12 protein-coding genes and 1 tRNA gene are annotated in these 12,346 nt (G+C 69.9%); 10 read left to right on the forward strand and 3 right to left on the reverse strand.

The genetic code is table 11. The annotated features are described in order from the left end of the window. The first annotated feature begins 190 nt into the window (after positions 1-190). The 3 genes from F1721_RS05260 (at position 191) to F1721_RS05270 (ending at position 3,167) form a co-directional block, all read left to right on the forward strand. On the forward strand, positions 191-1,447 hold the full coding sequence (locus F1721_RS05260) for an MFS transporter (protein WP_211840335.1): 1,257 nt from the start codon (positions 191-193) through the stop codon (positions 1,445-1,447). 96 nt (positions 1,448-1,543) lie between these two features. After that, positions 1,544-1,834, forward strand: coding sequence for a DUF6158 family protein (locus F1721_RS05265; protein ID WP_246154273.1), 291 nt, complete (start codon positions 1,544-1,546; stop codon positions 1,832-1,834). Continuing rightward, complete coding sequence (locus tag F1721_RS05270) at positions 1,827-3,167, forward strand: NAD(P)/FAD-dependent oxidoreductase (RefSeq protein WP_150065375.1); 1,341 nt, start codon at positions 1,827-1,829, stop codon at positions 3,165-3,167. Before F1721_RS05265 ends, F1721_RS05270 begins: the two co-directional genes overlap by 8 nt. A 51-nt stretch (positions 3,168-3,218) precedes the next feature. Here the strand turns inward: F1721_RS05270 and F1721_RS05275 are convergent, their stop codons facing one another. Continuing rightward, a complete protein-coding gene (locus tag F1721_RS05275; protein ID WP_150065376.1) occupies positions 3,219-4,559 on the reverse strand; it encodes a phenylacetate--CoA ligase family protein in 1,341 nt (446 codons plus the stop codon). A 150-nt stretch (positions 4,560-4,709) separates the two neighbouring features. On the opposite strand from F1721_RS05275, the gene F1721_RS05280 reads away from it, so the two are divergent. The 5 genes from F1721_RS05280 to F1721_RS05300 all read left to right on the forward strand — a co-directional run bounded on the left by F1721_RS05280 (position 4,710) and on the right by F1721_RS05300 (position 9,288). Next, positions 4,710-4,782 (forward strand) — tRNA-Ala (locus F1721_RS05280). Positions 4,783-5,092: 310 nt separating this feature from the next. Further along, positions 5,093-5,647, forward strand: coding sequence for a hypothetical protein (locus tag F1721_RS05285; RefSeq protein WP_150065377.1), 555 nt, complete (start codon positions 5,093-5,095; stop codon positions 5,645-5,647). Positions 5,648-5,861: 214 nt separating this feature from the next. Further along, positions 5,862-7,244, forward strand: coding sequence for an LVIVD repeat-containing protein (locus F1721_RS05290; protein WP_150065378.1), 1,383 nt, complete (start codon positions 5,862-5,864; stop codon positions 7,242-7,244). A 59-nt stretch (positions 7,245-7,303) separates the two neighbouring features. After that, entirely contained in the window at positions 7,304-7,858 is a 555-nt protein-coding gene (locus F1721_RS05295; protein ID WP_170301356.1) for a DUF305 domain-containing protein, read from the forward strand. Between the two features lie 335 nt (positions 7,859-8,193). Continuing rightward, positions 8,194-9,288, forward strand: coding sequence for a DUF4037 domain-containing protein (locus F1721_RS05300; RefSeq protein WP_170301357.1), 1,095 nt, complete (start codon positions 8,194-8,196; stop codon positions 9,286-9,288). 82 nt (positions 9,289-9,370) lie between these two features. Here the strand turns inward: F1721_RS05300 and F1721_RS05305 are convergent, their stop codons facing one another. Together F1721_RS05305 and F1721_RS05310 are read right to left on the reverse strand one after the other, a co-directional pair. Further along, positions 9,371-9,787, reverse strand: coding sequence for a hypothetical protein (locus F1721_RS05305; RefSeq protein WP_150065381.1), 417 nt, complete (start codon positions 9,785-9,787; stop codon positions 9,371-9,373). 598 nt (positions 9,788-10,385) lie between these two features. Continuing rightward, positions 10,386-11,201 (reverse strand): SAM-dependent methyltransferase, encoded by an 816-nt coding sequence (locus tag F1721_RS05310; RefSeq protein WP_150065382.1) that lies wholly within the window; start codon positions 11,199-11,201, stop codon positions 10,386-10,388. Positions 11,202-11,405: 204 nt separating this feature from the next. On the opposite strand from F1721_RS05310, the gene F1721_RS05315 reads away from it, so the two are divergent. Together F1721_RS05315 and F1721_RS05320 are read left to right on the forward strand one after the other, a co-directional pair. Further along, the gene (locus F1721_RS05315) at positions 11,406-11,984 is read left to right on the forward strand and encodes an AAA family ATPase (RefSeq protein WP_150065383.1); all 579 of its coding nucleotides are present in this window, start codon (positions 11,406-11,408) and stop codon (positions 11,982-11,984) included. A gap of 10 nt (positions 11,985-11,994) precedes the next feature. Further along, positions 11,995-12,327, forward strand: coding sequence for a glyoxalase superfamily protein (locus tag F1721_RS05320; RefSeq protein WP_150065384.1), 333 nt, complete (start codon positions 11,995-11,997; stop codon positions 12,325-12,327). Positions 12,328-12,346 lie beyond the last annotated feature (19 nt).

Genomic DNA, 12,346 nt, shown 5'->3' on the forward strand with positions numbered 1-12,346 from the left:
AACCCCGCACGAGATCGGCACCTCGCGGACGCCGACGATTGGTGCGATCAAGACGGCCCGGCGCGTCACATCCGCGCTGCGGGCGGAATAAAGGCCGTGGCGGGCCGGTTCGGGTACCCCGGTGAGCGGATTGACCCGGGCGTGCGCCGGGGGTTTCGCTTAGTTCGGCTAAACAGAGAGAGGGGTTGCGGTGTCGAGCAGCTCGGCAACGGCGGAGCAGAGCACCGAGGGCACCGGCATCGGCTCCCTGCCGCGGGAGATCTGGATCCTGGTCATCGGCAGCTTCATCGTCGCGGTGGGCATGGGGATCGTGGCCCCCGCACTGCCGACCTTCGCCACCAGCTTCGACGTCGGAGTCACCGCGGCCTCCTTCGTGATCAGCGCGTTCGCCCTGATGCGGCTGGCCTTCGCGCCGGTCAGCGGTCGGCTGGTGTCGTTCTTCGGCGAGCGCTCGATCTACGTCTGGGGCATCACCATCGTCGGGCTGAGCACCGCGGCCTGCGCCTTCGCCGGTTCCTACTGGCAGCTGCTGGTCTTCCGCGCCCTCGGCGGCACCGGCTCGACCATGTTCACCGTCTCCGCGGTGGCGCTGCTGGTCCGCCTGTCGCCGCCGCACCTGCGCGGCCGCGCGTCCGGGGTGTGGGCGACGAGCTTCCTGCTGGGCAACGTCTCCGGGCCGATCATCGGCGGGCTCATGGTCGGCTACTCGCTGCGGCTGCCGTTCGTCACCTACGGCATCGCGCTGTTCGCCGCCGCCTTCATCGGCTGGCTGATGCTGCGCAGGTCGACGCTCGCCGCGCCGCAGACCGACACCGACGCCGCCCAGGTGATGACGGTGCGCCAAGCGCTCCGCCACCGCACCTACCGGGCCGCGCTGCTGTCCAACTTCAGCAACGGCTGGGCCGTCTTCGGCGTCCGGATCGCGCTGGTCCCGCTGTTCGTGGTCGAGGTCCTGCGCTCCAGCCAGTCGATGGCGGGCGTGGCGCTGTCGGTGTTCGCGGTCGGCAACGCCGCCGTGCTGCTGGTGTCCGGCCGGATCGCCGACCAGCGCGGCCGCAAGCCGCTGGTGCTCGTCGGGCTGGCGGTCTCCGGCGCGGCCACCGCGTCCCTGGGCTTCACCGGCTCCGTCCCGTGGTTCCTGGCCGCCTCGCTGATCGCGGGCATGGGCGCGGGCATCCTCAACCCCGCCCAGAACGCCGCGGTCGCCGACATCATCGGCGCCAAGGGCAAGGGCGGCCCGGTGCTGGCGTCGTTCCAGATGTCGGCCGACTTCGGCGCGATCCTCGGCCCGCTGATCGCCGGGGTGCTCGCCGACGCGATCTCCTACCAGGCCGCGTTCGCCGTCACCGGGTTCACCGCGGTGCTCGGCCTGCTGGCCTGGGCAGGTGCCCCGGAGACCCGCCCGGCGGTCGAGCCCGCCGCGCAACCGGTCGGGGAAGCCGCCTGACGCCCGAGTCGCCGCCCGGCGCGACCGGCCGCAGTCTGGACACCCGAACGAGCAGGTGTCCGGCCCCCGGCCGCCGGGTACTCCGGCGTTGACGTCGTGACCCCCACGACGTGCCGGTTCGCCTGCCTGCCGAAGCGGGAGGACGACATGAGCACGACGACCGGAATCCCCGGCCACGAGCTGACCGAAGACCTGCTGCTGCGGGAGCTGCGCCACCTGCACCGGACCCGCCACGAGACCTTCCTGCACGGCTCGCCCGACGCGCTGCGGGAGCACACGGCGCGCACCTTCGAACTCGAGCAGGAGTACCTGCGGCGGCACCCGGAGCGCGAGGTCGACCCGCGGCGCACCCGGTCCGGAGCGAGGGGGGAACCGCAGCATGCCTGAGCCACGCATCGTGATCATCGGCGGCGGCCACGTCGGGCTGACCCTGGCGCTGCGCCTGCAGCGGAAGCTGCGCGCCGGTGAAGCGCAGGTCACCGTGATCGACACCCAGCCGCACATGACCTACCAGCCGTTCCTGCCGGAGGCGGCGGCGGGCTCGCTGGAACCCCGGCACGTGGTGGTGCCGCTGCGCGAGGCGCTGCGCGGCTGCCAGGTGCTGACCGCGCAGGTGACCAGCATCGACCACGCGCATCAGGAGCTGACCGCGACGCTGGGCGACGGCAAGGTCGAGCACGTCGGCTACGACGTGCTGGTCGTGGTGCCCGGCTCGATCTCCCGCGCGCTGCCCATCCCGGGGCTGGCCGAGCACGGCGTCGGGTTCAAGACCATCGGCGAGGCGATCTACCTGCGCAACCACGTGCTGTCCAGGTTGGACATCGCGGCCAGCACCCGCGACGAGCAGCTGCGGCGGCGGCTGCTGACGTTCGTGTTCGTCGGCGGCGGTTACGCGGGCATCGAGGCGATGGCCGAGCTGGAGAGCATGGCCCGCTACGCGATCCGCAGCTACCCGCCGATCTCCCCGCAGGAGATGCGCTGGGTGCTGGTCGAGGCGATGGGCCGGATCATGCCCGAGGTCAGCCCGCCGATGAGCGAGTACACCAAGCAGCGGCTGGAGGAGCGAGGCATCGAGGTCAAGCTGAACACCACGGCCAAGTCCTTCATGGACGGGCACGCGGTGCTCTCGGACGGCGACGAGTTCGACACCGACACCGTGGTGTGGACCGCGGGCGTCAAACCGCACCCGATGCTGGAGGACAGCGACCTGCCGCGGGACGCCAAGGGCCGCGTGGAGTGCACGGCGAAGCTGCAGGTCCGCGGCACGCACAACGTGTTCGCGGCCGGTGACTGCGCGGCGGTCCCGGACCTGACCAGCAGCGACCCCGACGCCCTGTGCAGCCCGTCGGCCCAGCACGCGGTGCGCCAGGCCAAGGTCCTCGCGGACAACATCGCGGCGCTGCTGCGCGGCGAACCGCTGACCAACTACAAGCACCGCTACGCCGGATCCGTCGCCGGGCTGGGGCTGTTCCAGGGCGCGGCGGAGGTGTACGGGGTGAAGCTCAAGGGCTTCCCGGCCTGGTTGCTGCACCGCGTCTACCACCTGGCGAAGATGCCCACCACCTCCCACAAGGCGCGCATCCTCGGCGACTGGCTGCTGGAAATGCCGTTCCGCCGCCAGGTGGTGGCCCTCGGCGAGCTGCACGACCCCCGCGCCGAGTTCGTCAAGGCGGCCAACACCCGAGGCCTGCCCGGCCCCAACGGCCGCGCGGCCGGGTGAGCAGGTCGGCGCCATTTCCGCAGGTGGTCTGAGCAGTGGAAACGGAGCCGATCACTCCAAGCCGGGCAGCGGCACGACGCCGTAGTCCCAGCGCACCAGACGTCTCGCCTTGCCGGTCTCGGCGCGCGGGATGTGGTCGGGCGGCAGCACCCGCACGATGCAGCTGAGGCCGAGCCGGGCGTGCAGCGCCGCGGTGAGGTCGTGCTCGAGGGCTGCGGAGTCGTCCTGCGGGTCCCGCGGTTCGACGGCGATCCGCAGCTCGGGCCGCGACCGGTCCCGGCGGTCCTCGACGATCAGGTAGTGCGGCGCGACCCGGGCGTCGGCCAGCAGCACGGCCTCCACCTCCGACGGGAACACGTTGACCCCGCGGATGACCAGCATGTCGTCGGTGCGCCCGAGCACCCGGCTCATCCGCCGCAACGTCCGCGCCGACCCGGCGGCCGGGCCGTGCAGCGCGGCGACGTCGCCGGTCCGGTAGCGCAGCAGCGGCGTGCCGGTCTTGGTGAGCGTGGTGAACACCAGCTCGCCGGGCTGCCCGTCGGCCAGCGGCTGCCCGTCCGGCCCGACCACCTCGGGGTAGAAGTGGTCCTCCGCGATGTTCAACAACCCGCCCGAGTCCAGCGACTCGCACGCCACACCGGGCCCGATGATCTCGGTGAGCCCGTAGATGTTGAGCGCCCGCAGCCCCAGCAGCCGCTCGACGCCCTGCCGCATCTCCTCGGTCCACGGCTCCGCGCCGAACACCCCGACCCGCAGCGACAGCTGCTCGGCCGTGATCCCGGTCGAGGCGAACGCCTCCCCGAGGTAGATGGCGTAGGAGGGTGTGCAGCACAACACGTCCGGCCGCAGGTCCAGCAGCAACCGGAGCTGCCGGTCGGTGGCACCGCTGGACACCGGCAGCACGGTCGCCCCGAGCCGCGTGGCGCCGTGGTGCACCCCGAGCCCGCCGGTGAACATCCCGTACCCGTAGGAGCAGTGCACGAAGCTCCGCCGCGTCACACCGGCCCCACCCAGCGCACGAGCCATCACCTGCGCCCAGACGTCCACGTCGTGCGCGGTGTAGGCGACCAGCGTCGGCCGCCCCAGCGTGCCCGACGACCCGTGCACGCAGACCACGTCCTCAGCAGGCGCCGAACGCAACCCGAACGGGTAGGAGTCCCAGAAGTCCTCCTTCGAGACCAGCGGCAACAGGTGCAACTGGTCGAGCGAGACGTCCTCGCCCCGCTCCACCCCGCACGCCCGCAACCGCTCGCCCTGCAGCCCGCCAGCGGCCAGCAGCCGGTCGACCAACCGGCGCAGCCGCTGCTCCTGCACCCCGCGACGCTGCTCCGGGGCGGCCCCCTCGACCTCAGGAGCCACCAGCGGAGTCCCGACCCCCTGTGCTGTCGCCACGACCCTCGGTGTACCAGCTGCAGGTCAGCGGGGGTAGATCCAACTAGGGGTACCCCCCTGAAAACGCCCCCGGAGGCCTGTTGTACTGTATTGGCACACGAGATGAGCGGGACGGAAAAACGAACCGAACACCTCGGAACAACAGAACAAGGGGCTGTAGCGCAGTTGGTAGCGCACTTGACTGGCAGTCAAGGGGTCACGGGTTCGAATCCCGTCAGCTCCACTCGATGGGGAGCCCTGCTTGAGCAGGGCTCTTCGCTTTTTCTCGTTTCGCGTGTTTGTCGCGGGGGCCGAGCCCCCGCGGACCCCCACGGAGCGGGGGTGACTTCGCATCGGCTTCTTGCGCGGGTGCCGTACCCGGCCTGGGCACGGGCCAGCCTTCCGAGACATCTGTGGTGGCGTTTCGTCGGGTTCTTGTGATCGGTGCCGTACCCGGCCTGGTTGCGGGCCAGCCTTGTGGGGATCGGGAGCGGCTTCGGGGGACTTCGTCATCCCGGTGACAGTTGGTCAGCGCTGTCCGTACTGTTCGTCGCGTGAGTTCGGCTCAGGGGGTGTCGTTCGGTGCGCGGCCGGTGGCCGTTGAGATCGGGTTCTGGATCGCTGTTGTCGTTCCGCTGCTGGTGACCGTGGTTGATGTCGTCGGGTTCACGGTTGTGAAGGCGGCCGTGGACGGCAGGTACCGCTGGGCGGGTGGGAGCAGCCAGGAAGCGATGTACGAGCTCCACGACGCGGTGAACGGGGTCATGTTCTACGCGTTCGTCCTCTCCGCTGTCATCCACCTGGTCCTCAGCGGGCTCTGGATGGTGTTCGGGTTCGCGATGCGCGATGGTCGGAACTGGGCTCGGATCGCGCTCGTCGTCCTCGCCTCGCTGTGGGTGCTGGTCAGCGCCGTCGGGTTGATCCGGGGTGATACCGAGGGCTTCACCGATGTGGCAGCACCTTCGTCCTTCGAGCTTCCTGCTTCGTACTTCGTGCTGGACCACGTGGAGAGCGCTCTGGGGCTGCTCGCGATGGGCTCGTTCATCGCGCTGGTCCTCCTGAAGCAGTCCAACCGGTACTTCAGCGGGGGTCCTGGGACCTCGGCCTGATCGTCGGTTGCCGCCGGGGCGGGGAACTGGCGCTGTTCGCCTCCGGCGATGGTCCGAGCGGGGTAACGGGCGTTGCGGCGGTTGCTCGTCGCGGGTGGTCGTCCTGCGTAATGCGGTTCGCGCTCCCTGTTGGATCGGTTCCGGGCGTGTCACGATCTTGGCCGGAGAGCCCAGGTTTTCCGGTTCGCACGGTGAGTTCAGGGAGGTTGACCGAATGCTCGAGTTACGTGGGCGGCGGCGGTTCAGCAGGCCGCTCGTGCTCGGCGTGGCTGCGGCTGTGGCGGGACTGGCGCTGGCGGTGCCGTCCGCCGGGGCCCAGCCACCGGGGGACGACGTGCAGCACAGCGACAACGTCCGGCCGGTGGCCAACGTGCCGCGGCAGGGGCCGCTCGCCGAGTCGAACCACACCGACCTGGCGTTCTTCAAGAACTACGCGATCCAGGGTGCCTACGACGGTTTCACCGTCTACGACATCTCCAACCCGAGGAACCCGAAGACCGTTTCGCAGACCCACTGCCCGGGCGGGCAGGGCGACGTGTCGGTGAGCCCGGACGGCAAGCTGCTGTTCATGTCGGTGGACTACGCGCGCACCGACGACACCTGCCAGAGCCAGCAGGGCTCCTACGAGGACCCGAACTCCTGGGAGGGCGTCCGGATCTTCGACATCAGCGACATGGCGAACCCGCGCTACATCAAGGGGATCAAGACCTCCTGCGGTTCGCACACCAACACCATGGTGCCGGGCAAGAACCCCGGTGAGGTGTTCATCTACGTGTCGTCGTACAACCCGGACCCGGCGTTCCCGAACTGCCAGCCGCCGCACGACTCGATCTCCATCATCGGCGTGCCCGCGGGCAACCCGGCCGACGCGAAGGTGGTCGCCGAGCCGGTGCTGTTCCCCGACGGCGGCGCGGCGGGCACCGCGGGCTGCCACGACATCACGGTGTACCCGGACCTCGACCTGGCCGGTGGCGCGTGCATGGGCGACGGGGTGCTGCTGGACATCGCCGACCGGGTCGCCCCGAAGGTGGTCGCCACCGTCCAGGACCCGAACTTCGCGTTCTACCACTCGGCGACGTTCACCAACGACGGCAAGAGCGTGCTGTTCACCGACGAGCTGGGCGGCGGTGGCGCGCCGACCTGCAACGACGAGGTCGGGCCGACGCACGGCGCGAACGCGATCTACAACATCACCGGTGAGGGCGCCGACCGAGGGCTCGAGTTCCAGAGCTACTTCAAGATCCCGCGCAACCAGGCCGACACCGAGAACTGCGTGGCCCACAACGGGAACCTGATCCCGGTCCCGGGCCGCAACGTCTACGTGCAGTCCTGGTACCAGGGCGGGGTGTCGTTCTTCGACTTCACCGACACCACCAAGCCGACCGAGATCGGCTACTTCGACCGCGGCCCGGTGGACGAGAACAACCTGGTCCTGGGCGGTTCGTGGTCGGCGTACTACTACAACGGCTACGTCTACTCCAGCGACATCACGCGCGGCCTGGACGTGATGAAGGTGACCGGCCCCGGCATGGGCGAGGCCGGGAAGGTCAAGCTCGACATCCTCAACCCGCAGACGCAGTACGCGTACCCCGAATGATCCGCCTGCCGCCGGGCCTCCGGGCCCGGCGCCCGGCCGTTCGGAAGGGACGGCAGATGATGTTCGCACGCAAACTCGCACTGCTGGTGGTGCTGCTGGCGGGCCTGCTCGGGGCGGGAACGGCGGTCGCGCAGACGGCCGACGACGTCGACGCCGAGTTCACCGCCATGATGATCCCGCACCACTACCAGGCGATCCTGATGTCCGAGCTCGCCCCGGACCGCGCGTCGGATCCCGCGCTGAAGTCGCTGTCGGACCGCATCCGCACCGAGCAGGGCCTGGAGATCAAGATGCTGCAGGGCTGGCAGGGGCGCAACGGCCTGCCGGTCACCGACGCCCCGACGGCGTACGAGGAGATGCTCGGCATGCCGGAGATGATCGAGCACATGGGCATGGCCACCCGGGAGGAGATGGACCAGCTCGCGACGCTGTCCGGCCCGGCCTTCGACCGGATGTACCTGGACCTGATGATCCCGCACCACGAGGGAGCGGTCCACATGCTGCAGGACGTGATCCTCCACGGCAGCGACCAGGACCTGAACCAGATGGCCCAGGACATGATGTCCACCCAGAAGGCCCAGCTCGCGATCATGCGCGACATGCAGTCCTCATGACCCGACCACCCGGACCGCCACCAGCGGCCCGGGTGGCCCGAGCACTTCGCTGCCGTGGGCAGCGACCAGCCTGGCAAGTTCGTCGGCTGCTCACCGTCGAGATCCCGGCCGACCGCAACGTGCACGTCAGCGTCCACCTGCAGATCAGCGGTGGCGGGCCGCACTACACGTCGACCCAGTTCGCGTCCGCGATCCTGCCTCCGCAGTCGGCGCCGGTGCGCTTGGCAGCCAGGTTTCCCCCGAGATCCACGAGGGCGTGCTCGAGCACATCGGCTGAGAGACGCGGCGGCGATATTCGATCGCCGTTCTCGAAGTGCTTTGGAAGCATTCTCGGCGTGGCTCATGACTTCGTTCCCGGACTGGAGCTCGCCGAGCGGTTCTACTGGGAGGCAGTTGCGCCGGTGCTGCCGCAGGTGGCGCACTCGGCTGCGTTGATCGGCGGGGGCTCGGAAGTTCTGGGGTTCGACACCGAGCGGTCCACCGATCACAACTGGGGGCCTCGGCTGCAGCTGTTCCTGAGCGGGCCGGACTTGGAGCGGCACGGGGACGCCATCACCGGGCTGCTCGCCGAGCAGTTGCCCCGGACGTTCCTGGGATATCCGACGAATCTCCAGCCGATCGCTGCGGACGGCACTCGCCAGATGCGGATGACCAGCGGGGAGGTGCACCACGGGGTCGTCGTGGCCGAGCTCGGTGACTGGCTGCGCGGGCAGCTCGGGTTCGACCCGCGCGCCGGGGTCACCGCGTTCGACTGGCTCGCCACCCCGACTCAGGTGTTCGCCGAGGTCACCGGTGGTGCGGTCTACCACGACGAGCTGGGGCTGGAGCTCGTGCGCGAGCGTTTGGCCTGGTACCCGGACGATCTGTGGCGGTACCTGCTGGCGTGCCAGTGGCAGCGGATCAGCCAGGAGGAGGCGTTTACCGGACGCTGCGGCGAGGTCGGCGACGAGCTCGGCTCGGCGGTCGTGGCGGGCCGGTTGGTCCGCGACCTGATGCGCTTGTGCCTGCTCGCGCAGCGCTGCTACCCGCCGTACAGCAAGTGGCTCGGCAGCGCTTTCGCGCAACTGCCGGTCTCGAAGGACCTGACCCCGGTCCTCACCGCTGCCCTGGCCGCGACCAACTGGCGAGACCGAGAGCGCCACCTCGCCACGGCGTACGAGACGGTCGCCGCCATGCACAACGACCTGGGCCTGACCGACACCATCGACCCGAGCACACGCCCGTACCACGAGCGACCGTTCCAGGTGCTGCACGCCGAGCGCTTCGCGCACGCGCTCCGGGAGAGCATCAGCGACGACGCCGTGCGCGGCCTACCGCTGGTGGGCAACGTCGACCAGTTCCTCGACAACACCGACGTCCTCTGCCACCACGAGCGCCGCCGCGCCGCTGCCCGAGCCCTTCACATGGGCTGCGGGAGCGCGGGCGGCTGAGCCGACGACCACCTCCAGCGGAGGTCAGGTGACTACCCGTTTCGGATTCGGCTGTCGCCATTTCGGCCGAAGCCCGCTGTGCTCAGCTGCCAGTGCTGCCGATGAGCCCGGTGCTCCCACCACTGCCGATCTCGGACGTGATCCCGGGGACGAGCTCTTCGAAGACTCGGCGGAGGCGCTTCTTCGTCTCTTCGAGGAAGAGGTCTTTGAGCGGATCGATGCAGTGCTCGACGACCGCCGGGTGTCGGGGCGGGGACTTGCACATCAGGACGGCCAGCGTGCGCAATGCGGGCAGGAGTACCTTGGCCTCGCTGATCACGCCCAGCCCGAGGGCGTCCGTGATCCGCTTCCAGACCTGCGTCGCGCAAGCGGTGATCACCTTTCGCTGGATCTCGGTGAAGCCGTTCTCGCGGCGCGACTCCGTGATCTGCTTCGCGACGATGCCGGGTACTGAGTCGAGCACGCGGTTCGACTCCTCGATCACCACCACCAGCTGCACGAGCAGCTCGCACCAGAAGTGGTGCGCCATGGCCCGACGGGTGTCGGCGCCGAGCTTCCCGAGGTCCTTCTCGACATCGGCGAGCGCTTGACCGAGCAGGTTGCCCAGCGCTTCGACCTGCTCTGCTTCTGAAGCAGGTCTGGCGAGGGCGCGATCGGTGGCCGCTGGGGTTGGCTCAGCGTCCCCGCGATCGTCTGCCGGGCTGTGGGTGCTTTCTTCCGGGGGCGTCTGGAGCTGAGGTTCGCGGGATGTAGCTGGATCAGCTGGTCGGGGAGCGGATTGCCGTGTTGGGCTCGTCCTGGAGGCGCTCGGTTTCCCGGCCTGTCGATCCGCCCGGTGGAGCTGCTTGATCGCTGCTCCGGCGAAACTCGCAGCGTGACGGGGAACGGAGGATTTGTGGTGCCGTCCAGGGCCGTTCGAGCATTCTTCGAGTCGCGGTTCGCGCTCTCGATCACGAGAGGTGCTCGCTGCTGCGGCATTCGCGGCACTTCGAGGAGAACTTGTTGCTCTGTTGGGCTGGACAACGACGGGCCGGTCACCCCGGGGAATGCACGTTGAGCTGACGTCCGCCCGTGAGCGGCGGTGGTGGTGGGGCCGCTCAGGGTTTGCGGGCTACTGCTGCGTACATGGCGATGTCGGTGTCCGCGGCCTTCTCCGTTTCCGCGTCTGGGCGCCACTTGTGCATTTGGACCAGGCCGGGGTCGACGAGGTCGAGGCCCTCGAAGAAGCGGGTTGCTCGGGGTTTGGTTCGGAAGCGGAGGGTTTCGCCGTGTTCTCGGTAGGTTCGGCGGACCTCGGCGAGGGTTTGCGGGGCGAAGTCGTCCGTTGCGATCGTCGCCGCCACGTAGCTGCCGGGCGGCAGGACGTCGATGATCCGGTTCGTCGCCGCCAGGGCTTCCTCGTCGTCCTCGATGAAGTGCACCACCGCGAGCAGCATCAGGGCGATCGGGCGGTTCAGGTCCAGGGTTTCGCGGAACTCCGGGGAGTTCAGGATCGTGTCCGGGTCGCGCAGGTCGGCGTCCACGTAGGCGGTGCGGCCCTGCTCGGTGCTGGACATCAGCGCGCGGGCGTGCACCAGGACGATCGGGTCGTTGTCGGTGTAGACGATGCGGGCGTCCGGGCGCACCTCCTGCACGACCTCGTGCAGGTTCGGGGAGGTGGGGATGCCGGTGCCGATGTCCAGGAACTGGTCGACGCCGCACTCGGTGGCCAGGTAGCGGGCGGCGCGGTGCATGAACTCGCGGTTGGCGCGCATGTGCACCGGGAGCGCGGGCCAGACCTGCAGGGTGGCCTCCGCGGCCGCCCGGTCCGCGGCGTAGTTGTCCTTGCCGCCCAGGATGTAGTCGTAGATCCGCGCGCCGTGCGCCCGGTCGGTCTGCAGGTCGACGCTGCCGCGCCCGTCGCTCGTCTCCACGTGTTGATCTTCGCAGAGATCGATTTCTGGCGCACGGGGTGGCTTAGCGCTTCCGCCGCAGGTCAGCGACGGTGTGCGGCGCGATCGGCGGTGCCGTCGCGCGCGGAATGGCGAGAACTCGCCGCGCCAACGGGTCCCGTGCGGTTTTCGAGGACGCCGGTCGCGGAGAATGCAGGGGGAGGTGGTGCGGAGTGGGGGCGTTCGGTGAGCGTCGGTCCTGAGGTGCTCGAAGGGCTCGTGCGGAGGGCGCAGGCGGCGCCGCGGCTCGGGGCGACGCGGCTGGTGATCATCGACGGGCCATCGGGATCCGGCAAGACGACGTTGGCCGACCAGCTCGCCGAGGCGTTGACCGCGCAGGTCGTGCACATGGACGACCTCTACGACGGCTGGAACGGCATGCTCGCCGGGGTGGACCGGCTCGGGCGGCAGGTGCTCGAACCGATGGCCGCCGGGCGGGACGGCCGCTACCAGCGCTACGACTGGCACGCGGGCGAATACGCCGAGTGGCACGACGTTCCGCAGGCCGAGCACCTGATCGTCGAGGGCTGCGGTGCGGGCGCGCGGCGGTTCGACGGCCTCAGCACGCTGCTGGTGTGGGTCGAGGCCCAGGACGCGTTGCGCCTGATGCGGACCCTGGCGCGCGACGGCGAAGACGCGGGCGACCACCTGCGCGCCTGGATGGCCGCGGAGCGGGCGGTCTACCAGGCCGAGGGCACGGCTCGCCGGGCAGACGTGCGGCTCAACGGTTGGGGAGCGGTCACCTGGCCCCCGACCGGTCTGTGAGGAGCGCGAAGTGGACGAGGAAGTCATCCCGATCTTGCACGTCGCGGACGCCGAGGTGGCCGCGGCCTGGTACCAGCGGCTGGGGTTCGTCAAGGAGTGGGAGCACCGGTTCGAGCCCGGCCTCCCCGCGTTCGTCGAGGTGGTGCGCGGCCGGGTGCGGTTGTTCCTGTCCGAGCACAGCGGCGACGCCCGGCCGGACACCCTCGTCTACCTGCGCGTTCGCGACGTCGACGCGGTCGCCGCGGAGTTCTCCGCGACGGTGGGGGAAGCGCCGTGGGCTCGGGAGGTCGAGCTCCGCGACCCCGACGGGAACCGGCTGCGGATCGGCACGCCCGCGAGGTGACGCGGAAAGCACCCCCCGG

The organism is Saccharopolyspora hirsuta, assembly GCF_008630535.1.
GTDB classification, from domain to species: Bacteria; Actinomycetota; Actinomycetes; order Mycobacteriales; family Pseudonocardiaceae; genus Saccharopolyspora; species Saccharopolyspora hirsuta.